Origin of the sequence: Butyrivibrio sp. INlla18 (genome assembly GCF_900103635.1) — a bacterium.
Classification (GTDB): Bacteria; Bacillota; Clostridia; order Lachnospirales; family Lachnospiraceae; genus Butyrivibrio.
The window spans coordinates 1-26,398 of record NZ_FMXK01000024.1 but is presented as its reverse complement, the minus strand read 5'-3'; the positions used below and the strand labels follow the sequence as shown (position 1 = coordinate 26,398).

Below are 26,398 nucleotides of genomic sequence, written 5' to 3'. Positions count from 1 at the left end.
AGACTTGAGCAGAAAAAAAGTTCTTGGATAACTCCAAGAACTTTTTAAAAAATTGATTTAGTTATATTTGCGCTTTCTTGCTGCTTCAGACTTCTTCTTGCGTCTTACGCTAGGCTTCTCGTAGTGCTCTCTCTTACGGATTTCCTGCTGGATACCAGCCTTTGCGCAACTTCTCTTAAAACGACGCAGTGCGCTATCCAAAGTCTCGTTTTCTTTTACTACTACTGTTGACATCTCTACTCTTACCCTCCCTTCAGTCCCTTCAAGTACATGACTGATTGGGTTATTTATTATGTTTTGAGCCTATATGCTCACATAACATTTACAATTGTAACATAAAATTTTAGTGTGTCAAGCATTATTTTATCTGATCTGCAAGAACTTTTGTGGCCTCTGCTAATGCATCCTGAATACAAGCTGGGTTCTTACCGCCTGCCTGAGCCATGTTAGGACGACCACCGCCGCCTCCACCTACCTTAGGTGCGATTGCTTTGACAAGGTTACCAGCGTGGGCACCCTTTGCAAGTGCTCCATCTGTTGCCATTACGATAAGATTAACCTTACCATCAGCTTCAGAAATGAGAACTACAACACCCTCACCGATCTTAGCTTTCATCTGATCACCAAGATCACGAAGACCATTCATATCTACACCCTTAACAGATGTAGCAAGTACTTTAACACCGTTAACTTCCTGAATCTTATCCATTACATCCCCAAGAGCTGCCTGAGCCTCTTTGCTCTTAAGAGATTCGTTTTCGCTCTTAAGTGCCTTGAGCTCATCCTGGAGCTTCTTGATGTGATCAGCTATATCTGCTGGAGTTGTCTTAAGTGCCTTAGCAGCATCGTTAAGCTTTCCTTCAACGTTCTTGAAGTACTCTCTTGCATTGCTGCCTGTAAGAGCTTCGATACGACGAACACCTGCAGCTACACCACTCTCAGATACGATCTTGAAGAGTCCGATGTGGCTTGTATTTGCAACATGAGTACCACCGCAAAGCTCGATTGAGTAGTCACCCATATTTACAACTCTAACAGTATCGCCATACTTCTCTCCAAAGAGAGCCATAGCACCTGTCTTCTTAGCTTCTTCGATAGACATTTCCTTTGTAACAACAGGAAGTGCCTCTAAGATCTTGGCATTAACAATATCTTCAACCTTCTGAAGTTCCTCAGCTGTCATAGCCTGATGATGTGAGAAGTCAAATCTTGTCTTGTCAGGATCCTGGTATGAACCAGCCTGCTCAACGTGATCTCCAAGGACTTCCTGAAGTGCCTTCTGAAGAAGGTGAGTTGCTGAGTGGTTACGACAAGTCTTGGCTCTGTTCTCAGCATTAACCTTAAGTGACACTGCATCAGAAACCTTGAAGCTTCCCTTTACAACCTTACCAACATGAGCTGTTCTACCACCTGCTACATGAATAGTCTCAAGAACTTCAAACTCAGATCCGTTCTGTCCAAGAATCTTACCAATATCTCCAACCTGGCCACCCATTGTGCCATAGAAAGTTGTCTTATCTGTAATGATAGTACCCTGCTGACCTTCTGTAAGCTCATCTGTAAGAGCCTCTGCACCAGCCATAGCAACTACTTTGCCATCACATTCAATTGCTTCGTAGCCAAGAAACTCAGACTGAACTGACTCATCAAGACCATCAAATACACCAGCACCAGTTGTAAGATTTGCAGAGAAGTTCTGATTGTCTCTAGCTTTCTGCTTCTGCTCTTCCATAGCTGCCTTGAAGCCTTCCTCATCAACAGTAAGTCCTTCCTCTTCTGCAAGCTCTACAGTAAGCTCAACTGGGAATCCATATGTATCATAAAGGAAGAATGCATCCTTACCTTCGATCACTTTCTTGCCAGCTGCTGAAGTCTTATCAAGGATCTTCTTGAACTCCTTCATACCATTCTCAAGAGTAGACTCGAAACGGTTGATCTCTCTTTCAAGCTCTGTAAGAACGAATTTCTGGTTCTTATTAAGGTGCTCATAGCTATCTTTGTACTCATCAATATAAATCTTAGCCACACCAAGGATCTGCTCCTTGTTAAGTCCAAGAGTTCTGGCATGTCTAACAGCACGACGGATAAGTCTTCTAAGAATATAGCCTGCTCCTGTGTTAGAAGGAAGAAGCTTGGCCTCATCACCGATAAGCATAACTGATGTACGTGTGTGGTCAGCAAGAATTCTCATTGATCTTGTAGTCTTCTCATCTGAGTCATACTTGATGCCGCTTTCTTTCTCAATGTACGCGATAACAGGTGCATGAAGATCGATCTTGTAAACATCATCTACACCGTTAAGGAATGCAAGGATACGCTCAAGTCCCCAACCTGTATCTACGTTCTTCTGAGAAAGTGGTGTAAGAGAACCATCGTGATGCTTCTCATACTGCATGAATACGTCGTTACCGATCTCAGTGTACTTACCACAGTGACATCCAGGTCCGCAGTTTGGTCCGCAATCTGGAATATCTTTTACATAGAACATCTCACTATCAGGACCACATGGACCATATTCAAGTCCCCACCAGTTATCCTCTGCTGGAAGGTAGAAGATATTCTCTGGCTTGAAGCCTGACTCGATACGATATTTAGCACCCTCTTCATCTCTTGGTGCATTCTCATCACCAGCAAATACAGTTGCTGCAAGGTGATCTGCATCAAATCCAAAAAGCTGTGTAAGAAGTTCGAAACTCCACTGGCAACGCTCTTTTTTGAAGTAATCGCCAAGTGACCAGCTTCCCATCATCTCAAAGAATGTTCCGTGGCTCTTATCACCTACAGAATCAATATCATTTGTACGAACGCATCCCTGAACGTTGCAAAGACGTGTTCCCTTTGGATGCTTCTTACCAAGAAGGTAAGGCATAAGTGGCTGCATACCAGCAACGTTGAACATAACACCTGTTGATCCGTCAGATACAAGTGAAACAGCACCGCAGTCAACGTGTCCGCGATCTATATAGAACTGCTTCCAAGCCTTACGCAGCTCGCTAGCTGTAAATTGTTTCATAATAAATCCTCCAAATAATCTATATCACTTAGAAAGTGAACTTGTCAGCAAAGTAAGCATCGAGTTCATCGATAGCGATTCTCTCCTGCTCCATGCTGTCTCTAAATCTAACTGTTACCTTGCCGTCTGTCTCTGAATCAAAGTCATATGTGATGCAGAAAGGAGTTCCAATCTCATCCTGACGACGATATCTCTTACCAATGTTTCCACGATCATCAAATTCACAGTTGTACTTCTTGGAAAGCTGTGCGTAGATCTTCTCAGCACCTTCATTGAGCTTCTTGGAAAGTGGAAGGATACCAATCTTAACAGGCGCAAGTGCTGGATGGAAATGAAGTACTGTACGCATATCAGGATTTTCTTCTGTTCCAAGGTTTTCCTCGTCATAAGCCTCGCAAAGGAATGCAAGAGTTACACGGTCAGCACCAAGTGATGGCTCAACAACGTAAGGAATGTATTTCTCCTTAGTCTCATCATCAAAGTAATCCATAGACTGTCCAGATGTCTCCTGGTGTCTTGTAAGATCGTAATCTGTTCTTGAAGCAATGCCCCAAAGCTCTCCCCAATCTGTGAATGGGAATGCATATTCAATATCTGTTGTATGATCACTGTAGAATGAAAGCTCTTCTGGATCGTGGTCACGAAGTCTTAAGTTTTCTTTCTTGATACCAAGTGAAAGAAGCCACTCATAGCATGTCTTTCTCCAGTACTCAAACCACTCTGTCTGTGTTCCTGGCTTGCAGAAGAACTCAAGCTCCATCTGCTCAAACTCTCTTGTACGGAATGTGAAGTTACCAGGTGTGATCTCGTTACGGAAGCTCTTACCGATCTGGCAGATACCAAATGGAACCTTCTTACGAGATGTACGCTGAACGTTCTTGAAGTTTACGAAGATACCCTGAGCTGTCTCTGGACGAAGATAAACTGTATCCTTAGCATCCTCTGTTACGCCCTGGAATGTCTTGAACATCAGGTTGAACTCTCTGATGCTTGTGAAATCGTGCTTACCGCATGATGGGCATGGAACGTTATGCTCTTTGATGAAGTTCTCCATCTCCTCGTGAGACCATCCATCAACTGATGTCTCAAGAGTGATTCCGTTCTCAGCTGCAAAATCTTCGATGATCTTGTCAGCTCTGAATCTCTCATGGCACTCTTTACAATCCATAAGAGGATCTGAGAAGCCTCCTAAATGTCCTGACGCGATCCATGTCTGAGGGTTCATAAGAATAGCACAGTCAACACCAACGTTATATGGGTTCTCCTGTACAAACTTCTGCCACCAAGCTTTCTTTACATTGTTCTTGAATTCAACACCCAAATTACCGTAGTCCCAAGTATTGGCAAGTCCACCATAGATTTCTGAACCAGGATATACAAATCCTCTCGCCTTAGCCAGAGCTACAATTTTTTCCATAGATTTTGCGTTCGCTTCCATAATCCTCCGTCCCACCTGCTGTCTAACCACAGATGAATTTCAAATAATTTTTTATTTTGAAAGAAGCAGCTGAATCACTTCAGAAGTAGCATCTGATGTGATCGCTTCCTTTTTTCCATTGAGTCTGACACCATTTGAATAATAATCGATCTTGAATGGTGTGATAAATACTGATCTATCCTCAGTGATAATGATAGATCTTGAGAGATAATCAGAAAGTCCCTCTGATGATAAAACCTGTCCCTCAGAGTTCACAAGCTCTGTAGAGATCTCATATCCTCTATCTATAGCATCCTGAACAGTTCCAAAATAAAGAGCTGTATCATTAAAGCTTGCATAGTCATTGGCACTGCTGAATTTAAGTACCATCTTTACAGTCTTTTCATCTTTTAACATTTCTACTGATTCTACAGCGATCTTCTCACTAAGACATTCAGAATTGTATGCTGAAACCTCAGATGAAGCCATCTTTGATAGCTCATCGAGATCATAAAGACTCTGATCAAACTCTTCTATAATAGTGTTAGTAACAGCGCCATTTTTGTCTAGTTCAACTGATGTGACCATTGACTCTTCCTTGCCACAACCAAAAGTCAAGAAAGCTAAAACAATCACAGCACCTAAAAAATAATACTTCTTTAAATAAATACTTTGCATAACATCCACCCTTTAAACAAACAAAGTAATTATATCCAAATCGTTTTTCTTTTTCAATACTATTAAAAAGCCTCAAGCATTTCGAGACTCTTTAATGGTCTATCGATAAATCTGTTCCTATAAATGTCAGCTACTTTGCATAGCTGACCAAGTACCTCTCCTGTAACATTGAAGGAATAGAGCTTTTCAAGGGGTGTCCTTACGATAAAATCAAGGGCGTACCTGGTTGAATCCATAAGCTCCATATTCTTAGGAGCCCCAGGGTATTCACCTTCTATCTGAAGAGCTTTGATCTCATAGATACACTTAACAAGCTTATTTGGTATATTCTCATTCAAAAGAGCTTTAAGTGAAATATACAAAAGATTAAGCAGTTCCTTATCTTCTACATTTTCTCTTGTATAATATGAAGCAAGCTCAAGGAAAAAGGTGCCATAGCAGGCACCTTCCAGATCTTGTCTAAATCCTTCAAAATAATTTTCTATGTCTGCTTCTACTATAGTATATGAGTTCTTGCCGGCAAACAGCTTGAAAGTTCCAAAGCAAAAAGGTTCTACTGAGCCAGAAAGCTTGGCTGCAGGTTTCCTAGCCCCCCTTGCAAATGCTGTGATCTTACCTCTGTCTGCTGTGAATATAGTAGCCACCCAGTCATAGTCCCCTGTACAGGAATGCTTGATAACCATGCCTCGAACAGTAACAAAATCTTCCATAAATGACCCTTATTTCTTAAAACTGTTTACATCATATCCAAAGCTCTTAAGCTGAGTCTTGTCATCTCTCCAGTCTTTTCTGACCTTAACCCACAGCTGAAGGTTGACCTGACATCCAAGAAGCTCCTCTATATCAGTTCTTGCAGTAGAACCGATCTTTTTGAGCATTGAACCACCCTTTCCGATAACAATGCCCTTATGGGAATCCTTCTCGCAGATAATAGTTGCGTTGATGTCCATGATGCCCTCTGGATCATAGGAGCCATCCTTTGGTGGATGATAGTGGCGCTTTTTCTTTTCACGCATTCTCATGGTCTCGATAGTAACAGCGATTCCGTGAGGCACCTCATCCTGAAGGAGTCTAAGAGCCTTCTCTCTAATGATCTCAGCTGTGATCTGCCTTTCTGGCTGATCAGTAATTGTATCTTCATCATAGAATGGAGGTCCAAAAGGAAGGAATTCCTTAATGGCATCCATGACACTTTCAATGTTTTTGCCCTTAAGGGCTGCCACATGAACGATCTTGTCAAAATCCATTTCCTTTTTGTAGGCATCTTCAAACTTTGAAAGATCATCCTCTGACACTGTATCGATCTTGTTGATAACAAGAATCACCGGCTTCTTGCACTTTTTTAAGTCTTCTATTATAGACTTTTCGATCTCGCCAATGTAAGTACTAGGTTCTACTAGCAAAAGAACTACATCCACCTCATCAATGGTGCTCTTTGCCGCCTTGCTCATGTAATCTCCAAGCTTGTTCTTGGTATCGTTGATACCAGGAGTATCAAGGAAGATCATCTGGCACTCATCATCAGTATAAACAGTCATGATCCTGTTTCTAGTGGTCTGAGGCTTGTTAGAAGTAATAGCTATCTTCTGACCTATCAGATGATTCATAAGTGTAGACTTACCTACATTTGGGCGACCTATAAAAGTTACAAAACCAGTTTTAAAATTATTTTCCATTCTTACCTTTTCTCTTTTAGCTTTGAACCAACTGCTCAACGGTTCCAAATAGCTCTTTACTCTCTTCGATCTTGTCTGCTGTTCCGATGACGCAAACGCAGCTGTCTGCCATAAATGCATCTACATAATCAGCAAGACTTCTGATAGTCTCCTTGGTTGTTCCAAGAAGCTGATCTCTATTCTTTTGGATGTTCTCCATCTTGGCCTTGCAAAGATATGCTGTAAGGCCGTAAGAGCCCTTTCCAGAAGGAGTCTTAGGTGTATCAAGATCTGAAATAGCACCGATTATATACTGAAGGATAACTCTGTCATCTGCATCAAAGTTCTTGAGATAATCTGATGCCTTCTCAAATACATCAATACTGTTCTTAAGATTAGGATCTCTGTATGTAACAAAGGCTGCATCACCGTTCTTAGCGTAGCTACTCATACATCCATAGGCGCCTCCAAGAACTCTTATATTCCTCCAGAGGTAGTCATAGCCCATCATTACCTTTAATACTCTGAGTGCTCCAGTATACTTAAGCCCCTTATTTGCGTAGTTACCAGCCCTGCAGACGTACTGAACCTGTCCGGCAGTTACAAAGGCCTCATTTTTCTTGACAGGAGTCATCTTGAACTGACTCTTTTCATAACTGTCTGTGAAAAGAACTTTCGCAAAAAGCTCACTTTCCTTAGGAACTCCCTGATACTCTTTTTCTGTACCAGTGATATCTACAAGGAGATTCTCTGGTCTAAAGATCATCTTGCAAAGTCTCTTTAAGTTATCAACGATAGTTGCGGCGCCCTCATCAGTTCCGATGATGCTGATCATGTGCTCAAGCTGTCTAAAGTATCCAATTCCGCTTACACTGTCTGAAACAGAAGCTGCTGGTGACACATAAGACATTGCACGTAGGGCTGCTGTCTGATGTCCTGCTGAGGCAAGGTCTGACTGAAGCCTTGCGTACTGCTCATCAAAAATCTCTTTTATTCTCTTAACATCATCAAAGTTACTTGATGTTATGATCTCTTTTACCAGTCTGAAAGCATCGCTTAAGTTCTCATGGAGAACCTTGACGCTGATCTCAAAGGTAGTCTCAAACTTGGTCACATCTGCAGAATCTGTGTAGGTGCTGATTGAACCGCTGATGCCACCTGTCTTGATGTTGATCTCATTATAGAGATCTCTGTAGGAATAATGCTCTGTATCCAGCATTCCAAGGAGCTTTTTGAGAGTTGCCATATATGGAAGCTCAGAAGCATCGATGTTCTTGATATCAAACACAAAAGTAAGATAAGCAATTCCATTAGTAAAGATATCGTGGAAAAGAATCTTTACTCCATTTTCGTTTCTCTCTTCGTAAATGAACTTCTCAGATTCCTTCTTGAGGTCCTCAAGTTTAAGAAGTGGAATCTTTTTAAGGTCTTCTGGATCATCCGGTGTCTCCTGATATTCCTTAAGTTCCTTTGTCTCTTTTACGATTTTTTGGATCTCCTCTTTTGAAAGAGAATCTCTGTAAGCCTTTAATTTGTTTCTAAGCTCTTCGTCCTTTTTCTCAGTAAGACCCTGCTCAGGCTCCAGCAAAAGAACTGTTCTATGAGTGTTATCAAGAAGATACTCGGTAATGATGTTCTCGAAATATCCGGTATCAACTTCCTTTTTAAGCTCAGCAAAAGTATCATTGGCTTCGATATGGATCCAAGGAAGCATATCGTCATAGAGCCAGCTGTCAAATACCTGAAGGCCGTATAATAATCCCTTAGGGAATCTTCCAAAGTCAGCCTCTCTGTACTTGAACTCGTCATAGCTAAGTCCTGCTAAAAGAGACTTTCTATCGATTCCGTTCTTGACCTGATCCTCTAATACTTCTCTGATAGTCTTAACAAATTCATCCTTCTGAGAAGCATCTGCGTTCTTGGCAACAATAGAAAAGATAGGCTGCTTGATGCCGTTGTCGTACTCACTATATACGTCCTGTCCGATTCCCTTGTCGATAAGAGCCTTCTTGATAGGTGCTCCAGGAGCAGAACAAAGGGCATAGTTAAGTGTGCCAAGGGCGATATATATCTTCTTTTCAAGAGTTGAACCTACGCTGCAGTTATATGAAAGATAGGTGTTCTTCTCAAGGCTGTCTGTAGGAAGTACAGGATATGCCTTATGAATCTCCTTTGGCTCAGAGAACTTCTCCTGGCTCTTGATCTCAGAGTCAACTTCAAGGTGATCAAACTTGGAAAGATACTCTCTGTCCATGTAATCAAGCTTCTCAGCCATATCCATATCACCGTAGAGGTAAATATAGCTGTTTGAAGGATGATAATACTTTCTGTGGAAATCAAGGTAATCCTCGTAGGTAAGCTCAGGGATAACGTCAGGATCTCCGCCAGACTCTATTCCGTAAGTAATATCAGGATAAAGAGAATTCTGGATCTCTCTTGATAAAACGTCATCTGCTGTAGAGAATGCACCCTTCATCTCGTTGTAAACAACGCCGTTGATGGTAAGGTCTGAAGCCTCATCCTCCATCTCGTAGTGCCAGCCTTCCTGCTTGAAGATCTTGTCAGTCTTGTAGATATTTGGATAAAAGACTGCGTCAAGATAGACGTGCATCAGATTCTGGAAATCTGTATCATTGCAGCTTGCAATAGGATAAACTGTTTTGTCTGGGTAAGTCATTGCATTTAAAAAGGTGTTAAGACTTCCCTTAACAAGCTCTACAAATGGGTCCTTAATAGGGAAATCCTTGGAACCACAAAGAACAGTGTGCTCAATGATATGAGCTACACCAGTTGAATCCTTAGGTGGTGTTCTAAATCCAATATAGAATACTTTGTTGTCATCATCATTTGATAAAAGAGCTATTCTTGCTCCGGTTTTCTTGTGTCTTACTATATAGCTGTCTGAATTAAGATCTTCGATCCTTCTTTTCTCCAAAATCTCGTATGCGGACAAATCCTCTAATCTCATTTAAAAGTTTACCTTTCAATTTTTTATATATCAAAATCGTCACCTGGCTCAAATGGAACATCAAAGTCATCCTTAGGTGCGACTTTCTTTTCAATTTCTTTGCGCTTGTCTTTTCTATCAAGAGAGATAGTGCCTTCAAACTTAGGCATTCTAGCAGTCATAGCGCCATCTCTTGGTACCATATCCACAAGTGTATCCTGTGGAACTACCATTCCTTCAGGTACATATCTAGGTTCTTCTGGAACTGCCACTTCAGGCACAGTTTCAGGTTCTTTTTCTTCTTTCATAACTGGTTTACGTACTTCTTCTATTTCTTTTTCTAACTTAGCACATTCATCTACTTCTTCTGAATCCTGTACTTCTTCTGTATCTTCAGATTCTTCTGATTCCTCGAATTCTTCCTCTACGTCCTCTTGTGCAAGTTTGCCCTCATATACTCCGTCGTCCTCAGAATGAGTTGTAATAAGAGAAGCAAGGCATGAAAGCATGAATCCAAAGTAGATAGTAACTACTATCTGAGAATTCATTCTAGTGGCACCCATAAATGGAATTGTCACATAGATAAGGAGCATTGATAAAAGCCATGGAGATACGGCGTCTATCTTTTTGCTCTTTAAAAATCCTATGCCGATTCCGGACATAGCTATTACTGTAACAAGATAAATGATCTTGTAGTTGGTATAGATAAGGAAAAAGCTAAAGGTATTAAGGTTATGGAAATAATAGGTTGCCCACTTAACTAAAGTTGCATAGGCATTCATCACTCCAGCTTCCTGAACTATCATTCCGCCAAAGGTAAGAACGGCGCCAAGTATCAGCACCAAAAACTTAACAAGATCTCTTGCAAATTCTCTTCCGGCAAGGAAAAGGATTGCAAAAAGAAATGGCATAACTGCAATAAGTGTTCCTGCATCCACATAGCACATATAACCCACAAGGGCACCCACCAAAACAAAGCTGATAGTTCCAAAGCCAGAATCAAGCTTACCCTTATAGGTTCCTCTAAGGACCAGTGAAACTATGAAAAGTTCAAAGCCAAACATAGCAAGGAAAAGGTTAACCGTGCTAAGTTCAGGAACATATACCTGGTCAAGGAAAATAGGCATAAAACCAGCAAAGAGCTCAAATACGATGGATGCTGCAAAGCCAAGGAATTTGTAGACAGCAAGGCCTGCAAAGATCATGAATAGAGCAAAGAGCACTGCATCAAATACAAGAGCTACAAATACATCATTTCCTGTAAATAGTAATATGCACTTAAGTACTGCTGAATAAACTATAGATAAAAGATCAAACTCTGGTGTGATGTTCTCTGAACCAATTGCTGCATTCTCGTACAAAGACATCTTGCCCCCGACTTCAAAGACGCCGGTCCTAAGCACATAAACTCTGTAAGCAAAAGCAGCTATAACAGTCAAAGAACCAGAAATTCCATAGATAACTCTGGCAGTTTTGGTCCTCGCCATAGCATCAGTTCCTACTACGTCACATATCTTCCATAATAAGAAGGTTATGATGCTCATGACAGCAATCCCAAGAACTGTCAAAAGAACTGTATATAAAAGCTTGTCCTTAGACGGAAAAAGCCCTAAAAAGAAGCTAGAACTTGCTACCATTACTACATCAAAAATAATAAATAATACCCAGATGCAATACGCTGGCCATTTTCGTTTTAGTTTCATTTTCAGGACTCCCCTCGTCTCTTATTATTATGTTTAGATTAGTTCTCGTCTGGCTCTTCCCAGTTGTGATATACAGCCTGTACGTCATCATCCTCATCAAGAAGATCAAGAATTCTCTGGATGTACTTAACTGTATCTGGATCTGTTACAGAAACATAATTCTGAGGGATCATTGTAACCTCAGCAGAAACTGTCTCTACATTCTCCTTTGTAAGAGCCTCAACTACAGGCTGGAAATTCTCTGGAGCTGTTAAGATCTCATAGCTGTCATCCTCTTCGTTGAAGTCATCAGCACCTGCATCAAGAACGAGCATCATAAGGTCATCAGATGAAACCTTGCACTCTTCCTTGTCGATGATGATCTGACCCTTCTTGTCGAACATATATGATACGCATCCAGGAGTGCCAACGTTACCATTTCCCTTTGTGAACGCGCTCTTAACGTTTGAAGCTGTTCTATTCTGATTATCTGTAAGTGCCTCTACGATGATAGCTGTTCCACCAGGACCATATCCTTCGTATGTGATGTTCTTGTAGTCTACAGCGCCATCAGCACCTGAAGCCTTCTTGATACCACGCTCGATAGTATCGTTTGGCATGTTATTTGCCTTAGCCTTAGCGATTACCTGTGCAAGCTTGAAGTTGTTTGCTGGGTCTGGACCACCTTCCTTAACTGCAACGGCGATTTCTCTACCGATAATTGTAAAAATCTTGCCCTTTGCTGCATCATTTTTTTCTTTCTTGTGTTTGATGTTTGCAAACTTTGAATGTCCTGACATAAAAACTTCCTTTCACTTTACTTTAAATCTATTTTGCTATTTCTAATTCTTTTTCCTCTGGAGCCGCAGTATCCTCAGGGAGTTTTGATACCAAAACGCTCTGTATCATATGATTCTGCACAGAAAGAATTTTGAAGCTATAGCCATGTTCATCTACGGCGAAATCTTCGTCGTCATCTGGTATCCTATCAAGCTTGGAGATAAGATATCCATTAAGTGTCTCAAACTCTGAATCATCAAAAGAAATATCGAATTTCTTTTCAAGTACCTCTAAAGGTGTCATTCCTGATGCAGTGTACTCATCCTGATTCCTTGTAGGTTTGATGTAATCTTCATCCTCATCATATTCATCAAGAATGCTACCTACGATCTCCTCAAGGATGTCTTCCATAGAAACAAGTCCTGCAGTCTGGCCATACTCATCAATGATGATGACCATCTGAGTCTTGGTAAGTTGCATGCTATGGAACAAAGAATCGATCTTTCTGGTCTCTGGAACAAACTTAGGCTGACGAAGTAATCCCTTTATCTTACGAATAGGGAGATTCTCATCAGTCTCTTCAGATAACTTTTTCATTGCGTCTCTGATATGCATGATTCCAATAATGTGATCAATGTCATCCAGATAAACAGGGAAACGGCTGTTGTTGGTTTCCATCATGAAATTAACAGCTTCTTTTAGAGTCATGTTGGCATCAATAGCCACCATAGTATTTCTGTTAGTCATGATATCTTGAGCTTCCTTGTCAGAAAACTCGAAGATATTTGTGATCATGTCAGCTTCAGATTCCTGAATAACGCCATGCTCCTGCCCTTCTGTAACGGCCTTCTTGATCTCCTCTTCTGTTACATCAGAAAAAGAATCCTTATCTCTTACACCAGAAATGTAAAGAAACAGCTTAGCCAGGCCATTGATAAGAACTGCCTCAATACTGCTGAACTTACCATTTAAAAGCTTGATGGTCTTTTGAGCCTGAGCCTTATTTTCATCAGAATCTTTTTTGTCCTGATCTATTTCCTTTTTGTAATTGATAGCCTTGCAAAGCGCATGAACAATAATATCGATCAATAGAATCGCAAGTACAATGATCAAAATAATGACAGAAGGCAAGCCTTCGTCCATAGTCGTTCCTCCTATTGAAACACAAAATGTACCCAAAATATCAAATTAAACTATACCACATTTTATTAGACTCCGACAAGAGCGTCTATTTCAGCCTTTACCTTGCTGTCATAAATTCCATCCTTGGCCTTTTCTGAATCTGACAGCTTCTCATATGGTACCAGCATGTTGTGCTTTCTAAGGGCATTATCTCTCTTTTCAGCATATGTCCAATGGTTGATGTAGTGGAATCTGCTCCATCTGATGTGCTCGATCCTAAGTGCATCCTCATCATCTTCATCCATTATGCCGTCTTCTTTGAGTCTTTTCTCGATCCAGTAGTGATCAGCTCTTGCGATGCTAGAGCTCTTTTTAAAGCCATCAAGCTTCTTCCACTCTGCCTCAACTTCTGCATTGTAATCATCAGGAGCTTCTCTTTCTGAATATCTAAGGCTGTAATCGTAGTTAAAGAGCTTACCAAGTCTATACAGTCTCTCACTCTTAACATTGTCCTCAGTAAGGATATCCTTCATATCGCCAAAGATAAGGATCTTATTGGAATCATAGATGTCTTCATAGCTGATCTCATCTGTTGAATAGCAGTGGATCTCAGCCCCCGGATTAACATAGAGAACCTTCTGAATAAGTTCTATCTGTTTGTCTGTCTCTGTGTAGATGACTCTGTTCATCTTGGCAAGTACATCCATGTCTTTATCCCAATATTCGTCATGGATGACAATGCGGTCGCCATTCTCTGTAGGAAGGTTCTTAAGAAAATTAGCCTTAGAGCCTTCACAGCCCCAGATATGATACTCGAAGTTCTGCTCTGTGCTGTAAATGTTGTTTAGATAACCATATTTAAAAATAGCCTCTCCAACATCACCATAGCCAACAATTGCTATGAAATAAGTATCCTTACCATGGTCGTAGAGATTGTTCTTTTTCCAGTAATCTCTAGCCATCATGTCATTTACGTTAAAGAAATGAAGGTCAGCCTCTGAAGTATCAGCAGCCTTTAAAAGTGTAGAATCAAGTCCATTCATCATCATATAAACGTACTGATCCTTGAGTCTTGACTCATTTCTACTATAAAAGCTGATGCTCTCTGCATCATCAGATAACATAACAATGTGATTCTTGACCTTCTGTGGTCTGTCAGTATCTCTCACAACATAGCCATGCCTCAAAGTCTTGGCAAGATTCTCTCCAAGCTCATTGTCAGAGTAGACTACTGTCGCATCTTTAGCAAATCTTGTAAAAAAATACTCCATCTTGACGAAAGCATATCTGATAACACTAAGGATAATACCTGCAGTGACAATAACCGATGTGATCTCACCAAAAAGAATATATGGATTAACTATATCGGAAACCGGGTTTACAAAGTATATAGCAACAGCAGCATAAATTACTTCCCAAAAAGTAAACTCTCCTGTTATTGCATAACCATAACAAGCAACTGCATAAGGTATAAGCGCTACCACATACGTAAGCCATGGACATTTTTCCAATATCTTTTTTATCATCTTCATATTTTTTCCCCTTTATAAAAGCCTACATATCAGATTATCACAAAAAACCACTTGTCTTCAAGGTATCTCCTCAACGTTCTACTACCATTCACAGTTTTAGAGCAGCCGCAAACTGTGAATGATAACCAATGTTCTCGACACTTTGGATTTTTTCATATAAAATTTGTTTATTGAGTTTTGTTTGGGAGAGAGTTGTATGATTTCGTTAATATCACTGGCTGTAAATGCAATTGCCAATCTTATCATAACTATAGCAAAAGCAGTCTTTTCAATGCTTACTTGGTTTTTTAAAGCATTTTTTCATGTATTCAAGCTGTTTTTTTGCTTTCTCCCACTAACAAGTGTTACTTTCGCACTACTTTTGTGTGTAAATGTCTACATTCTTTTTTCTGCAAATGGAGGGCTCCTTGCTCTTGGCACAGGGGATATGACCATTCCAACTACAAGTGAGCATACTCTTGATATCCCTGTAGATGGCATAGTTCATGAGACAAATGAAGCAATGTCCAAAAGTAACTATGTGATAATAAACATGTCTAGAGACTTGCAGAAATGGTGGATGAATTCTGTCTATTCATATAAAGGCTCTTTGATTTTTATCTTTCTTGTGATACTGACGATTCTCATGTTTGTTCCTGTGGTTACTGTTTTTCTTGCAATTGCAGTCTTTGCTTCATTTAATAAGATCCTTTTCTTTGCTGTTGTGGCAGATGCTGTTATCTACGTACTTAGAGCTCTCCTTGGCACAGGTTTTGTGACCCAGGGGCTAGGCAGATACTACCGTCTCTTTCCAGAAGCTGGTAAAAGACATTACGAAAAGAGCTATACCAAGCTCTTAAAACAGCAAAGCGACGAACTTAGAGAAGAGCTTCGCTCAAAGAAAAGCAAAAAAGATGACTTCTACGGCGACGAAGAATTCGAAGATGAATATGATGAAGACCTCGATGATGAGTATGATGAGGATTACGACGAGGAATACGACGACTATGATGAAGACTGCGACGATGATCCTGATGAGTACTACGAAGATGAAGGCTACGACGATGACTACGATGACGAATATGACGACGAAGATGATGATGAATACTATGAGGAAGATTATGAAGACGACAAGGAACCTTCTCATAACGCAAGGTCATCATCCTTTGATTTCTTTGCTGGTTGTAACTCAAGAGAAAGCGTAGACAAAAAATATAAGACCTTAGTTAAGCTCTATCATCCAGATAACATGGACGGTGATACCGCTGCTCTTTCAGAAATAAATATTCAATATGCAAATGCAAAAAAGCGTTTCCCACTTTAAGGAAACGCTTTTACTATGTCCAAATATCAAAATATTCTAGGTACTCTCTTACTGATATCGCAGGTAAGCTCGTAGTTAAATCTTCCGCTCATATCTCCAAGGAGTTCTGCGCTTATCTCTTCTCCTGAAGTCTTATCTTTACCCATGAGAACAACTTCGTCTCCCTCAGAAACTCTAGGGATATCAGTTACATCAACCATGAACTGATCCATGCAAACTCTTCCAAGGATATTAGCTCTTTTGCCATCAATAAGGACATATCCCTTATTAGAAAGGCTTCTAGGATAGCCATCACCGTAGCCCACAGGAATAGTTGCGATCTTGGTAGGCTTATCTGTTACAAAGGTTCCGCCATAGCTTACTGGAGTTCCTGCTGGAACCTCCTTGATCATGACGATATGGCTTATAAGCTCCATTGTAGGCTTAAGGCCAACGATATCCTTTGGAACATCCTCAGATGGCCACATGCCATACATTGTAACGCCTGCTCTTACCATATCCATTGAAGATTCTGGAACTGCAATAATGCTGGCGCTATTAGCACAGTGCTTGAATGGGATCTTGATATTGTTTTCACTTTCAAGCCTGTCTACAAACTTACTAAATAAAGCTTCCTTTTCTTTTACATTAGAAAGATCTTTTTCATCAGCTCTTGCAAAGTGTGTAAATACGCCCTCGATCTGAAGATTATCATACTTAAGAGCATCTCTTACAAACTCAGCACCTGCGTCATCAGGTGTAATGCCTATTCTGGACATTCCAGTATCCACAGCAATATGAATAGGTGCCTTAGATCTAAGTTCGCCTCTAGCAATAAGCTTACCAGCGCACTCATTTAGTTCCTCAAGCATATCTTTTCTAAATACTGTTGGTCTAACGCCCTCTATGAGCATCCTTTCATAGGCATATGGGAATGTGTAGCCAAGAATAAGTATTGGCTTTTTAACTGCGTTATCTCTAAGTTCAAAGGCCTCTTCTGCAGTAGCTACAGCATAGCCCCAGATATAATCCACTTCTTCAAGTTCCTGCGCAATCCTGACTGCTCCATGACCGTAAGCATCTGTCTTGACTACAGCCATGATCTTGGTGTGATCAGGAATGTTCTTTTTCATAGACATGAGATTGAATTTGATAGCCTCTATGTCTACCTTTGCATAAACTCTTGAATACTCTTCTAACATCATTTACCTCAAAATATCTTCAAGCTCAGTTGCTATATCAGAAGCAACCATAGCGTATTTGCCATGTTTCCTGGCAGCACTATCACCAGAAAGTCCATGAATATATGCACCTATACAGGCTGTTTCAAAGCCTGTATCCATGATGCAGCACACAGCTCCAAGAAGGCCTGCCAGAACATCACCAGAACCAGCTGTTGCCATTCCATCGTTACCGCTCACATTAATATATATCTTTTTCTCATTGCTGTCACTTACAACGCTTCTTGCATCTTTGCAGATAACAGTACAGTGAAGCTCATCTGCAAGGATCTTTGGAAATTCTAATACGGCATCCTTGCACTCTTTTGTTGTCTTTTTGAAAAGACGTGCAAACTCCGCAAGATGAGGTGTCAAAATAAGCTTTCTGCCTGATACCGCATAGTTTGAAACCTTGGATCTAAGGTCATCTCTCTCTGCAATGAGATTAAGAGCATCTGCATCTAGGACCAGATGCTTGTCACAGGCATCTAAAGTGATATTTACAAGCTCAAGTGCCACATCATCAGTACCAATGCCAGGTCCCAGAACCACAGCGTCAGCCCACTTAAAATCTGCCATGAGCTTATCCTTGATCTCAGAAAGCTCATCATAGGCGTCGATCAAAGCTTCTGGGATAGTGGTCTTTAGGATATTGGCGTTGCTACTCCTAGTAAATACCTTGACCATTCCGGCTCCAGCCTTGAGGCACCCTAAAGTTGCAAGGCTACATGCTCCGCTTATAACATCAGAGCCAGCAATTATAAGGACTTTGCCATTTGTTCCCTTATTGGAATCTTTTCTCCTTGCTGGAAGGAGCATTTCTGGAGATTCATCGTAGAAAAATGCTCTTGGGGTTCTTCCGCAAAAGCTCTCCTCTGTAATACCAGCGTCCTCTACTACAAGCTCGCCAACATACTCACAGCCTGGGTATAGGATCTGACCAAGCTTGATCTGATTAAAGGTAACTGTCACATCAGCTCTGACAGCAGTGCCCAGCATTTCTCCATTATCAGCATTTATTCCTGAAGGCATGTCTACAGATACAACAAGAAGATCGTCTTTCTTTTCTTCCTTGCATCTTGAGATGTAACCTATCGCATCTCCAAAGCTTCCAGTTACAATGCGGGATAAACCAATACCGAATAATGCATCTACTATGATATCCCATTCAAAGATGCTTTTGTTGTCTCTTATATTGGAAAAAGTGGCAGTCTCTATGCCATATTTTTCGCAGATCTTGAGTTGAGAAAGCAAAAGGTCACTACACTTTGTAAGATCGCCAACAACGCAAAGGCTCACAAGATAGCCTCTTTGTTTAAGTAATCTGGCTATAGTTGCTCCATCGCCGCCGTTATTGCCAACACCAGCCATTACTAGAGCTCTGTACTTTCTCTTACAGCCCTTAGACTTGATGCGCTCATCAATTACGTCAGTTACCTTTAATGAAGCCCTTTCCATAAGGACCTGACTTGGAATACCAAAAATATCAGAAGTATTCCTGTCATAGATCTTCATCTCTCTGCTACTTACTGCATATTTCATACTGTCCCCCTTACCTATCAAAGTTCCTATGAAAAAAGAGTTGCTAAGCAACTCTTTTTATTCCACATAATCTGATTCGTTTCCTGCAAGAGGTCTACGAATAGGGTGTCTCCTATCAGGATCATACTTCATATCAAAGATCTCGATAACTTCAGGTCCAAAGATCTGATGCATGTAGGAATAGAGATTATAATTCTCCATCTCGGCTTCCTGAAGTTTGATAACGTTCTTTTTTAGCTCGACTCTGACCTCAGAGATCCACTCATCCAAAGTTTTGATGTAATCAGTGTTATCATGTAGTGTCTCATAGCAAACCTTCATGGTCTCCACCATAAGCTGATAATCTAGATCATATATCTCTTTTGAAAGATCTAAAAGCTCATCCTCATGGGATGCAAGCTTATCATTGCACTCATTAATGAGCCTTGTTCTATCCTGAATTTCCTTCTCAATAGAAGCAGAGCCGCCAGATTTGTTGGCCTGATCCCTAAGAGGCATTATCTCACCAAGAAGCTTCTTTTTGATCTTTTTGATGTTCTTGGTCTCCGTCCTGATCTTGCCATCGCGTTCAACAAGTGCATTAAGCTCATCAGCTAGCTGCTCAATCTCTGGTGTCATCTCAGTCTGAGTAAAAAGCTGATGCCACTTATTGTCCAATGTCAATATAGGAATGCTCTTACCTTCCAGGGCTCTGGAGTAGACTTCATCATTCTTTGCCATTATTATCTCTCACCGTTTAATCGTTATTTTCGTATCTGTTTATATTATACGATAGTTTCATCAAACTGTCAGATAAATGTACATTTTCTACCTGAATATTGTTTGGAACATCCAGATCTACATGAGCAAAATTCCATATTGCCTTGATGCCGCATTCTACAAGCTTGTGCGCCATAGGAACTGCCTGTTCCTTAGGAATAGTAAGAACTGCGATCTCGATCTTGTTCTTTTTAACAAAATCTTCCATTTCCTCAATAGGACGAACCTCTACGTCTCTGATCATTGTGCCGTAGAGCTCTGGATTGCAGTCGAATGCGCCCTTAAATACAAATCCTCTTCTGGTAAAATTGGTATAACCAGCAATAGCCTTACCAAGATGACCAGTACCAATAATAACAAGACTGTGCTGCTTGTCGATGCCAAGGATCTTGCTGATCTCATCATACAAATAGGTAACATTGTAGCCATAACCCTGCTGACCAAAGCCGCCAAAGTTATTAAAGTCCTGTCTTATCTGAGAAGCAGTTACCTTCATGATGTCGCTAAGTTCCTGAGAAGAGATCCTTTCAACTCCTTTTTCCTTGAGATCTCCCAAGTATCTAAAATATCTAGGAAGTCTGCCAATGACTGCCTGAGAAATTTCTTTATCTGCCATACCCCGCTCCTTGAAAATTTATATATAAAAAATGTTTGTTAATTATTCAACAATACAATTATAATCACAGGTACAGGGCATGTCAATTGAAGCCACGCTTGATTTTATCAATTTTTAAGCATTATTTTCTGGATGAAAGAAATGTCTATTTCTTGCTCTGGCTCAAATTCATCTGATGAAAGATATCTATATATATTTAAAAGCAATGCTCTTGCCTCAGGATGAGCTAGTAAATTATGTAGTCCCATTGAGGATGCAAGCACCTTTCCCTTTAAGCATTTCGCTTCAAACAGCATGCTCATAGGTCTTAGATACATATAAGAATCCATCTCAGTTATGATGGAAGTGATGTACTGCGGCATAATAAAAGCTCTTTGGCTTGCCATTGGCCACCACTGCCACTGACTATAGCTATCTGTTGGAAAGTCCTTAAATACAGGATGCTTCTTGTCTATAAGCTGTCCCATACTTCCTTCCTGCTCTTTAAACATATCAGCACACCAAAAGTCAGGTGAAAACTGACACTTAATGGATGAAGGAATTGCATCTACGGTGGAATCTGGTGAAAGGTAAACTATTCCGCCATTTTTAAGGACTTCTATTGCCTTCTCGTCAAAGGTTCTAGTCTCGTACACACTATCAGGAACCTGAACATCTCGCAGGAACTCCTTTTGATAAACCCAGATAGGATAAGTGTTTTCGATATCTGTGTTTTCAAAACTTACAATAATCTCAAGTTTAACAGCCTTTTTGCCACCAATGGCTTCAGCTAATGAGATATCAATTGTTCCAATCTCTGTAAGCTCTCCTACCTTGCAGTTTGAGTCTTCGCATATCGTATCTTCTAGAATTACTTTCTGATCAGCAGTATCCACAAGTTTTACCTTGAATGTTCCTGCAAGGGGCACCTTTCCATAGTTAGCGATCTTTACAGCTGCTTCCACTCTTTCATCATCTGTGTAGGTGTACTTTGGTAAAAGAACTAACGGCAGAGTCTCTCTAAAGAAAGCCCTGAACTTTTCAGCCTTGGCAAAGTCATATTTCTTTGGCTCTAAATGAGAATTCATCATGCCTACAAGAGCTGTGCCCTGACCTGGAAAGTCCTGAATTCCAAGAAGCGAAAGTCCTGACATAGCTGGAGTTCTAAGGACAGACTCAACTTCCTCTCTATAGCATAGCCTTGAAAGCTCGCCTGTTGCCTCGACATATTTGTCCCAATCATCTAAAATTCCGACTTTTTCAGCATGTTCTTTTACAAGCTTTAGATTTACAGGATCTGTTACACCCTTAAAATCCGCAAGTTCATGGAAATCTGGAAGAACCTCGTACTGACCAACCTCAAAACCAAAGATTGGCTTGTTATAATCTTTTCTGATGTCAGCTGTAACCTTACTAAAATCATGATCTGCTGATGGATACTCGTTATTTAAAAAGCCTATCATTCCAGGAGATGTGGCTCTTAGCATATCCTTGTAGAAGCCCATGGATGTATAGAAATCGCTGTCTTTATTAAAGCCCTTTTCTCCATAAAAGACATTTGATCCCCAGGCAAAAAGTCTGGTATCATCCAAGTCCTTAGCCATTTTTACAAGCTCAATCATAGCTCTAGTGCCAGCAATATCAGATCCAAGCTCATTTCCAAGGGTGAGCATCACAAAGGATGGGTGGTTAGCATACTCTTTGATGATCTCCCTTAGCTCTTTTTCATAGTAGTCTCTACTGTGCTCCTCTATAAAGGCATCATTGGGGTTCCAATGAGAAAGCTCAGGCTGAACCATGATTCCCAGCTTGTCCGCCGCAACAAATGCTGCTTCCACAGGACAATGGGAGTGGAATCTTACGCAGTTAATGCCATAGGATTTATACTTTTCCATAACTTTAAGCCAGCTATCTACGTCCATAGGCGCATGACCTGCCTCTGGGAATTCCGCGCAGTTTGCCTCTCCTCTTAAAAAGAACCTTCTTCCATTTATAGTAAGGCGTCCTTCGTCGTCGTATCCAAAATCACGAACTCCGAAGGTCTCTGTACCTTCGTCAAACTCTGCTCCTTTGCTATCAAGTAGGCTCCATTTGCAGCTATAGAGATTTCCTTCGTATTCATCCCATCTTCTAACATCTTCTTTAAACGCTACCGTAGTCTTGACTGTAAAAGCTCCAGCCCCTTCAAGATCAAGTTCCATGTGAGCCTTACCTGCAAAAGCCTCAGAATTTAGAACAAAGCTTCCCTTAAAGGCTTTATCAGTATTAACAACTACCTCTATTTCAGCAGTATTCCCCTTGGGATAGATATTAAGCTTTTGGGCATAGGCACTTTCCTTTGAAAAAAGGCTCATTTCTCCCAAAAGACCATTCCAGTTAGTCTGAGTTTCATCAGTAGCCGTAGATGAGTAGATTATTCCTGCTCTTGGCATGTTCTCATAGTCATTATCACAGATAAACTCTATAGTAGAGTCTTTTTTCAAAAGACCTGTGACTTCAAATAGATAAGGCGTAGAAAGACTTCCTCTAAGGGCCTTAACTTCCCTGTCATCAACCTTTAGGAAAAGACTTCTTGAGCGCTCAACCTTGATAAACAAACGCTTATTAAGCTCATCCTCAAAGCCAGATAAAGCCTCACTTAGATCACGCTTATAATAAGCCTTTCCGTAATATGAAAATTTCCTTGTAAGCCTTGTGGCTATAGGCCCCTTAGCCTTCTTTTGACCTTTACCCTGATCAGTTATCAGAATATCATCAACTAATCCAATCTTATTTTCATCAAGAGATCCTGGAAGCTGTGCCACAAGCTCTTTTCCACATTCTCCATCCAAACAGACCTTGTATTCCCCTGAAATATCAACCTTCATATATTTACCCCTTAATAGTTATGCAATAAAAATAAGTCTGGACAGTACAAACCATCCAGACTTAATTATACGATATTACGGGCAATCAGGAATATCTCTAATTTTGCCCAAAACTATTACTATCTTGCCTTTTATCAGATCTTGAAATAGCTGATAACGTCTGTAAGCTCACCTGCAAGGTCCTGAAGCTTAGAAGCAGACTCAGTAATAAGTGAGAATGTAGCATTAAGCTCCTGCATAGAAGCGTTTGTTTCCTCAGTTGAAGCTGCGTTCTCCTCTGAGATAGCTGAAAGGTCAGCGATGATCTCAACAAGCTCATCCTTGGCAGTATTGAGCATTTCAACATGCTCTGAGATACTGTCTGTGCTATTTGTAACGTTATCAACGTTGGAAGCCATACTCTGCATGTTAGATCTTGTATCATCAAGGTGTTCAGACTGCTGCTCGAAGCTTGTGTTAAGTCTTTGAAGAACTTCTACAGATGCCTCAGAATCAGCAACAAGCTGTTCTACGATCTTCTTGATCTCTTCTGCGCTGTTACTACTCTGTACAGCAAGCTTACCGATCTCAGATGCAACTACTGCAAAACCTTTTCCTGCTTCACCAGCTCTTGCAGCCTCAATAGAAGCATTAAGTGAAAGAAGGTTTGTCTGAGAAGCAATTTCTGTAATAGCTTCTGAAAATTCTGAAATCTGTCTAGCAGATTCATTAGTTGACTGGATAGTATTGCCGATATCACTAACTGACTCTCTTACGTCATTGCTCTGATCTACAAGCTTATTGAGTGCTCCCATTGCTGCTTCACAGGTTACTCTCATTTCGCCAGCATATTCATTGAGCTGCTGAACATTATGAGCCACTTCATCAATGTCTTTTCCAATTGTTTGAGTGTTGCCTGCAGCTGTCTCAATGCTCTCTGCCTGAGTTACAGCTCCCTTAGCAATATCATCTACAGCCTGACTCACCTGAGTTGAAGCGTTTGAAGCCTGATTAGCTGATGTTGAAAGCTCTGAACCTGAAGTCTTGAGCTCATTTGACATTTCTGTTGTCTGTCTGATGACATCGCCAAGCTTCTGACTAAGAGTCTTTGCTCCATCTGCAAGAAGTCCGATCTCATCATTTCTCTTAAGAAAAGTCTCATCAATATTAAGAGCAAGTTCACCCTTTGAAAGATTTCCAAGCTCATTAGCGATCTCTTTCATCTTGACAGAAACCTTGTTAGTGCAAAGGATACCTACAAGTGAAAGAAGAATTGCAAGAACGATTGAAATAATGGACATCTGTGCAATGATATCATTAATAGATGAATCAACGCTCCTACTCTCTCTTGCCGCAAATACCATACCGATCACTGTTCCGTCATCATTCTTAAGTGGTGCATAGTAGCAATAATAGCTTGTTGAAGCGCCTGCTGGAACAGCTTTTAAATAATAATCCTGTTTATTCTTTACAACAGTGTCATATACCTTATCAGAAAGGCTCACTCCTGTTGCCTTACTTCCAGAAGAAGTTTTAAGAGTTGTGATAACTCTCTCTTTTCCATAAATAACAGAATACTCAACGCCAGTCTTGTTCTTCATGTCATCCATGATAGTCTCATAATCTGAAGTTACGTCCTGTTCCCCCTTGTAGACAACTCCGTCTACATAGTTCCAATCGCCGTCCCATATCTGGTTCATCTCGCTTTCGAGCTGCTTGACCGCAACCTTAAGTTCTTCCTGAAGCATGTCATTGTAAACATCCTTGGTCCTGATACCACTTATCACAGTCAGCACGATCGAGATGCCTATTACAGCTGCAACTGCCGCAATGACCAGCTTGACAACGACTTTCCCATTCCTTACTTTTTCATCCATGATAAAAATCCCGCCTCCTCATAGCGTAAAATTTATAAATTAATTCTTATTTTTATATCGGATAAATAAAATAATAAATTATAGTTATTTCCAAAATATTTTTTCTCTGCACAGGTTTACACTAAAATAAAAATCATTTATCATAACTAGGTTCAATGATTCATGAATAGAAAAGAGGTTACGATATGTCTTATAAAGATTATATGGTCCGCGCAACTGCTGGTAACGCTCAGATAAGAGCCTTTGCAGCAACAACTAGAGACCTTTCAGAATATGCTAGAAAAGCCCATAACTTATCTCCTATTGCTGCAGCTGCACTTGGAAGACTCATGACAGGTACAGTTATGATGGGAACAATGATGGACAATGATGATGACCTTATCACAGTCAAGATGGACGGTGATGGTCCTTTAAAGGGAGTTCTTGCAACAGCAGACAGACACGGCAATGTTAAGGGATATGCTGTTAATCCTTACGTCATCATGGAGCCTAATGCTCAGGGTCACCTTAATGTTGGCGGTGGTATCGGCGAAGGCACTCTTACAGTAATCCGTGATATGGGTATGAAAGAGCCCTATGTTGGCCAGGTTCCTTTATACTCAGGCGAAGTTGCCGAGGATCTTACCTATTACTTCACCAAGTCTGAGCAGACTCCTTCATCAGTAGGTCTTGGCGTTTTAGTTGAAAGAGATAGTCTCTCAGTAATTGCTGCCGGCGGATTTATCATTCAGCTTCTTCCTTTTGCTGATGAACAGACTATCACTCACCTTGAGTTTAATCTTCAGAAGTTCTCTTCTGTAACAGATATCTTAAAGGCTGGCAAGACTCCAGAAGAACTTTTGAGCATCGTTTTAGACGGCTTTGATATTGAGTTTACTGAAAAGACCGACCTTAACTTCTACTGTAACTGTGACAAGGACCGTGTAGAAAGAGCTCTTATGCTGATCGGCAAAAAAGACATTCAGGAAATGATAGATGATGGAAAAGAGATCGAAGTTTGCTGTCATTTCTGTAACAAAGCCTACAAGTTCTCTGTAGATGAGCTTAAGGCTCTAAAAGAAAGAGCTAAATAATTTTTCAGGCATCAGAAAAGCGTTTTGTAGAGTGATATGATTCCCCTAAAGTAGACAATGGAAATAACCAAAGTCTCCTTTAGGGGGATTTTTTATGGCTAAAAGGAAACATTCCGTAGAATGGATGATTGATAGAGTAAATGAATACCTTAGCGGAATGGGCTCATATGATTCAATTGCCCATGCTAACGATATAGCTCAAGCCACACTTATAAGATGGGTGGCTGCTTACCGTAATTATGGAGCAGACGCATTTACTAAAGGGGCTGGAAACAAGCGGTATAGCAAAGATTTTAAAACATCTTGTGTAGATACAGTTATAAAAGGTGAGTTAAGTGTAAATGGATGTGTTGCAAAGTTTGGGATATCTAGTGATAG

20 protein-coding genes are annotated in these 26,398 nt (G+C 40.6%); 3 read left to right on the top strand and 17 right to left on the bottom strand.

Annotated features, from left to right (window positions below):
* Nucleotides 1-57: 57 nt before the first annotated feature.
* The 11 genes from rpsU to BLS24_RS14270 all read right to left on the bottom strand — a co-directional run bounded on the left by rpsU (nucleotide 58) and on the right by BLS24_RS14270 (nucleotide 14,826).
* Entirely contained in the window at nucleotides 58-234 is a 177-nt protein-coding gene (gene rpsU, locus BLS24_RS14320) for a 30S ribosomal protein S21 (protein ID WP_013280615.1), read from the bottom strand.
* Nucleotides 235-358: 124 nt separating this feature from the next.
* Nucleotides 359-3,013 carry an alanine--tRNA ligase gene (gene alaS, locus BLS24_RS14315; RefSeq protein WP_091760696.1) on the bottom strand — a complete coding sequence of 885 codons (2,655 nt, stop codon included), beginning with the start codon at nucleotides 3,011-3,013 and terminating at the stop codon, nucleotides 359-361.
* Nucleotides 3,014-3,041: 28 nt separating this feature from the next.
* Nucleotides 3,042-4,451: a glycine--tRNA ligase gene (locus tag BLS24_RS14310; RefSeq protein WP_091760693.1), complete on the bottom strand. Its 1,410-nt coding sequence runs from the start codon at nucleotides 4,449-4,451 to the stop codon at nucleotides 3,042-3,044.
* Between the two features lie 51 nt (nucleotides 4,452-4,502).
* Complete coding sequence (locus BLS24_RS14305) at nucleotides 4,503-5,108, bottom strand: hypothetical protein (RefSeq protein ID WP_143015192.1); 606 nt, start codon at nucleotides 5,106-5,108, stop codon at nucleotides 4,503-4,505.
* A 62-nt stretch (nucleotides 5,109-5,170) separates the two neighbouring features.
* Nucleotides 5,171-5,818, bottom strand: coding sequence for a DNA repair protein RecO (gene recO, locus BLS24_RS14300; RefSeq protein ID WP_091760687.1), 648 nt, complete (start codon nucleotides 5,816-5,818; stop codon nucleotides 5,171-5,173).
* Between the two features lie 9 nt (nucleotides 5,819-5,827).
* The gene (gene era, locus BLS24_RS14295; protein ID WP_091760685.1) at nucleotides 5,828-6,784 is read right to left on the bottom strand and encodes a GTPase Era; all 957 of its coding nucleotides are present in this window, start codon (nucleotides 6,782-6,784) and stop codon (nucleotides 5,828-5,830) included.
* Nucleotides 6,785-6,800: 16 nt separating this feature from the next.
* Nucleotides 6,801-9,731, bottom strand: coding sequence for an insulinase family protein (locus BLS24_RS14290; protein ID WP_091760682.1), 2,931 nt, complete (start codon nucleotides 9,729-9,731; stop codon nucleotides 6,801-6,803).
* A gap of 23 nt (nucleotides 9,732-9,754) precedes the next feature.
* Complete coding sequence (locus tag BLS24_RS14285; RefSeq protein WP_091760679.1) at nucleotides 9,755-11,413, bottom strand: hypothetical protein; 1,659 nt, start codon at nucleotides 11,411-11,413, stop codon at nucleotides 9,755-9,757.
* A 38-nt stretch (nucleotides 11,414-11,451) separates the two neighbouring features.
* Complete coding sequence (locus tag BLS24_RS14280; protein ID WP_072701921.1) at nucleotides 11,452-12,192, bottom strand: YebC/PmpR family DNA-binding transcriptional regulator; 741 nt, start codon at nucleotides 12,190-12,192, stop codon at nucleotides 11,452-11,454.
* A 28-nt stretch (nucleotides 12,193-12,220) separates the two neighbouring features.
* The gene (locus BLS24_RS14275; protein WP_091760676.1) at nucleotides 12,221-13,315 is read right to left on the bottom strand and encodes a hemolysin family protein; all 1,095 of its coding nucleotides are present in this window, start codon (nucleotides 13,313-13,315) and stop codon (nucleotides 12,221-12,223) included.
* A 65-nt stretch (nucleotides 13,316-13,380) separates the two neighbouring features.
* Nucleotides 13,381-14,826 (bottom strand): RyR domain-containing protein, encoded by a 1,446-nt coding sequence (locus tag BLS24_RS14270; RefSeq protein WP_091760674.1) that lies wholly within the window; start codon nucleotides 14,824-14,826, stop codon nucleotides 13,381-13,383.
* Between the two features lie 196 nt (nucleotides 14,827-15,022).
* Between BLS24_RS14270 and BLS24_RS14265 the strand changes: the two genes are divergently transcribed.
* The gene (locus BLS24_RS14265; RefSeq protein ID WP_091760671.1) at nucleotides 15,023-16,129 is read left to right on the top strand and encodes a hypothetical protein; all 1,107 of its coding nucleotides are present in this window, start codon (nucleotides 15,023-15,025) and stop codon (nucleotides 16,127-16,129) included.
* A gap of 26 nt (nucleotides 16,130-16,155) precedes the next feature.
* On the opposite strand, the gene alr is transcribed toward BLS24_RS14265, so the two are convergent.
* From alr to BLS24_RS14235, 6 genes are all read right to left on the bottom strand, one after another.
* Nucleotides 16,156-17,310, bottom strand: a complete 1,155-nt coding sequence (alr, locus tag BLS24_RS14260) for an alanine racemase (RefSeq protein ID WP_091760668.1) — start codon at nucleotides 17,308-17,310, stop codon at nucleotides 16,156-16,158.
* Between the two features lie 3 nt (nucleotides 17,311-17,313).
* Complete coding sequence (locus BLS24_RS14255; RefSeq protein WP_091760665.1) at nucleotides 17,314-18,870, bottom strand: NAD(P)H-hydrate dehydratase; 1,557 nt, start codon at nucleotides 18,868-18,870, stop codon at nucleotides 17,314-17,316.
* Between the two features lie 57 nt (nucleotides 18,871-18,927).
* Nucleotides 18,928-19,590 carry a hypothetical protein gene (locus tag BLS24_RS14250; RefSeq protein ID WP_091760662.1) on the bottom strand — a complete coding sequence of 221 codons (663 nt, stop codon included), beginning with the start codon at nucleotides 19,588-19,590 and terminating at the stop codon, nucleotides 18,928-18,930.
* 16 nt (nucleotides 19,591-19,606) lie between these two features.
* Nucleotides 19,607-20,245, bottom strand: a complete 639-nt coding sequence (locus BLS24_RS14245) for a redox-sensing transcriptional repressor Rex (protein ID WP_091760659.1) — start codon at nucleotides 20,243-20,245, stop codon at nucleotides 19,607-19,609.
* Between the two features lie 107 nt (nucleotides 20,246-20,352).
* Complete coding sequence (locus BLS24_RS14240; RefSeq protein WP_091760657.1) at nucleotides 20,353-23,091, bottom strand: glycoside hydrolase family 2 TIM barrel-domain containing protein; 2,739 nt, start codon at nucleotides 23,089-23,091, stop codon at nucleotides 20,353-20,355.
* Between the two features lie 134 nt (nucleotides 23,092-23,225).
* Nucleotides 23,226-24,947, bottom strand: coding sequence for a methyl-accepting chemotaxis protein (locus BLS24_RS14235; protein WP_091760653.1), 1,722 nt, complete (start codon nucleotides 24,945-24,947; stop codon nucleotides 23,226-23,228).
* A 185-nt stretch (nucleotides 24,948-25,132) separates the two neighbouring features.
* Here BLS24_RS14235 and hslO point away from each other — a divergent pair, with 185 nt between their 5' ends.
* On the top strand, nucleotides 25,133-26,020 hold the full coding sequence (gene hslO / locus BLS24_RS14230) for an Hsp33 family molecular chaperone HslO (protein WP_091760650.1): 888 nt from the start codon (nucleotides 25,133-25,135) through the stop codon (nucleotides 26,018-26,020).
* 94 nt (nucleotides 26,021-26,114) lie between these two features.
* On the top strand, nucleotides 26,115-26,398 hold a 284-nt coding region (locus tag BLS24_RS14225), incomplete at its 3' end, for a transposase (protein ID WP_143015186.1).

Bases quoted from the DNA above. Each gene is read 5' to 3' on its own strand.
- BLS24_RS14280 (WP_072701921.1), bottom strand. From the start codon at position 12,192: ATGTCAGGACATTCAAAGTTTGCAAACATCAAACACAAGAAAGAAAAA.
- alr (WP_091760668.1), bottom strand. From the start codon at position 17,310: ATGTTAGAAGAGTATTCAAGAGTTTATGCAAAGGTAGACATAGAGGCT.
- BLS24_RS14275 (WP_091760676.1), bottom strand. From the start codon at position 13,315: ATGGACGAAGGCTTGCCTTCTGTCATTATTTTGATCATTGTACTTGCG.
- era (WP_091760685.1), bottom strand. From the start codon at position 6,784: ATGGAAAATAATTTTAAAACTGGTTTTGTAACTTTTATAGGTCGCCCA.
- BLS24_RS14310 (WP_091760693.1), bottom strand. From the start codon at position 4,451: ATGGAAGCGAACGCAAAATCTATGGAAAAAATTGTAGCTCTGGCTAAG.
- recO (WP_091760687.1), bottom strand. From the start codon at position 5,818: ATGGAAGATTTTGTTACTGTTCGAGGCATGGTTATCAAGCATTCCTGT.
- rpsU (WP_013280615.1), bottom strand. From the start codon at position 234: ATGTCAACAGTAGTAGTAAAAGAAAACGAGACTTTGGATAGCGCACTG.
- BLS24_RS14285 (WP_091760679.1), bottom strand. From the start codon at position 11,413: ATGAAACTAAAACGAAAATGGCCAGCGTATTGCATCTGGGTATTATTT.
- hslO (WP_091760650.1), top strand. From the start codon at position 25,133: ATGTCTTATAAAGATTATATGGTCCGCGCAACTGCTGGTAACGCTCAG.
- BLS24_RS14235 (WP_091760653.1), bottom strand. From the start codon at position 24,947: ATGGATGAAAAAGTAAGGAATGGGAAAGTCGTTGTCAAGCTGGTCATT.
- BLS24_RS14265 (WP_091760671.1), top strand. From the start codon at position 15,023: ATGATTTCGTTAATATCACTGGCTGTAAATGCAATTGCCAATCTTATC.
- alaS (WP_091760696.1), bottom strand. From the start codon at position 3,013: ATGAAACAATTTACAGCTAGCGAGCTGCGTAAGGCTTGGAAGCAGTTC.
- BLS24_RS14245 (WP_091760659.1), bottom strand. From the start codon at position 20,245: ATGGCAGATAAAGAAATTTCTCAGGCAGTCATTGGCAGACTTCCTAGA.
- BLS24_RS14240 (WP_091760657.1), bottom strand. From the start codon at position 23,091: ATGAAGGTTGATATTTCAGGGGAATACAAGGTCTGTTTGGATGGAGAA.
- BLS24_RS14270 (WP_091760674.1), bottom strand. From the start codon at position 14,826: ATGAAGATGATAAAAAAGATATTGGAAAAATGTCCATGGCTTACGTAT.
- BLS24_RS14305 (WP_143015192.1), bottom strand. From the start codon at position 5,108: ATGCAAAGTATTTATTTAAAGAAGTATTATTTTTTAGGTGCTGTGATT.
- BLS24_RS14255 (WP_091760665.1), bottom strand. From the start codon at position 18,870: ATGAAATATGCAGTAAGTAGCAGAGAGATGAAGATCTATGACAGGAAT.
- BLS24_RS14250 (WP_091760662.1), bottom strand. From the start codon at position 19,590: ATGGCAAAGAATGATGAAGTCTACTCCAGAGCCCTGGAAGGTAAGAGC.
- BLS24_RS14290 (WP_091760682.1), bottom strand. From the start codon at position 9,731: ATGAGATTAGAGGATTTGTCCGCATACGAGATTTTGGAGAAAAGAAGG.